A 1354-nucleotide genomic window follows, 5' to 3' on the forward strand; every position below is an offset into this window, starting at 1 on the left:
GGCTCTCCTGCCATTTTGTAGAAAACTAATCAGACGTATTTTTCATAGCCTTGCAGATCCAGAAACAACCGCTGGAATATCGTTTGAGTATTGAACAGACCGTAGCACCGGCGCTTCACAACTTTGATCTTGTTGTTGAGCCCTTCAACAAAACCGCTGGTCTTTCTGCCCTTGAAATAGTTGGCAATGTATCCTTTGTTTTTAACTAGGGTTTTGATAAAGCAATCAAAATTGCGCAGGCCACTCTTCCCGACTGCTTTGATCCAGCGGTTGATCTTGGCAAGAGCTGACTTTCTGCTGCTGTGGCTGTTAAAAATGTGGGTCAGCCGCAGTGCATAATGATGAGCCTGCTTCAAAATGGGTGAGTGTTTATAGAGGTGATGCAGTTTGTCTTTATCCGCCTGAGATAAACACTCGTTGTGTTGTCTCAAAATCCACATCATGCCTTCAAGCTTATCGTAGTCCTGAGGTGCTAGCTCAGATTTAAGCCGTGCCATTTCTTTAGTTCTGAGCTTATCCAATGGCCGACGATACAGTTTTGCGACGTGATAACGATCAACTACCAGTTTTTGCTCGCCAAATACTTCGGTTGCTGCATTGATATAGCCATCGTACATGTCAGTACAAACATGCTTCACGGTTTGCTTCAAAGGCTCAGGGATCGACTTTAAGAACGCTTTGACATCTTCTTTCGAACGACCTTCAAGCACGGCGAGGACAATCGGGCTGTTGCTCTTTGGTTTGGCGCTCACTACCGTCACATAGGACCGGTGCCCTTTTTTCAAGGCTATTTCGTCAATACCAAGCGTTTCAAGAGCCACAATCGTGCTCCAGTCTACGCTGATGTCTACCTGCCGGGCCAAAACCGCTTGAATAAGCTTTGGGCCCAGTTGCTCCTTTTTAGCAACGTCCTCGACGGTGCTATGGATCAAGCTCCGCATCAGGTATTTTTCTAACCCTTTCGTCACAGAGGCGTTGTGCTCACACCAGTCGTATTGCTCTGTTGTCGTTGGATGATCATCGCAATGCTCGCAGCTATACCGAACTGGCGTAATGCGCAAATAAACCGGCCTATCAAGAAGAGGCAGGTGCCGGACCAGTCTCGAGGGAGCCTTACCATTGCGTTTTGTCGCGGGTTTTCCGCACTTATGACAAGTGCTGTGGTCGTTCTTACTGACAACATCAAGAATGAAATTCCCTTCATCATCAATAGTTTGCGCAACTATATCAAGGGATTCTATATCTAGGGGGATGTTGATTTGGCTCATAAAAACCGCGACATTCCAGTTATTGATAGCTCACTATATCCCTTATGAAACAAGGGTTAAAGACCCTACATAATGGAAGGAGAGCC

Annotated in this window: 1 protein-coding gene; it reads right to left on the bottom strand. The window is 46.2% G+C overall.

Going from position 1 to position 1354, the window contains the following annotated elements:
- Positions 1-29 precede the first annotated feature (29 nt).
- On the bottom strand, positions 30-1268 hold the full coding sequence (locus PPL9_RS11795) for an ISL3 family transposase (RefSeq protein ID WP_082596787.1): 1239 nt from the start codon (positions 1266-1268) through the stop codon (positions 30-32).
- Positions 1269-1354: the final 86 nt, after the last annotated feature.

Origin of the sequence: Pseudovibrio sp. POLY-S9 (assembly GCF_001431305.1) — a bacterium.
In the GTDB taxonomy this organism is placed as follows: Bacteria; Pseudomonadota; Alphaproteobacteria; order Rhizobiales; family Stappiaceae; genus Pseudovibrio.

Coding starts and splice junctions, on each gene's coding strand:
- PPL9_RS11795 (WP_082596787.1), bottom strand. CDS start 1,268: ATGAGCCAAATCAACATCCCCCTAGATATAGAATCCCTTGATATAGTT.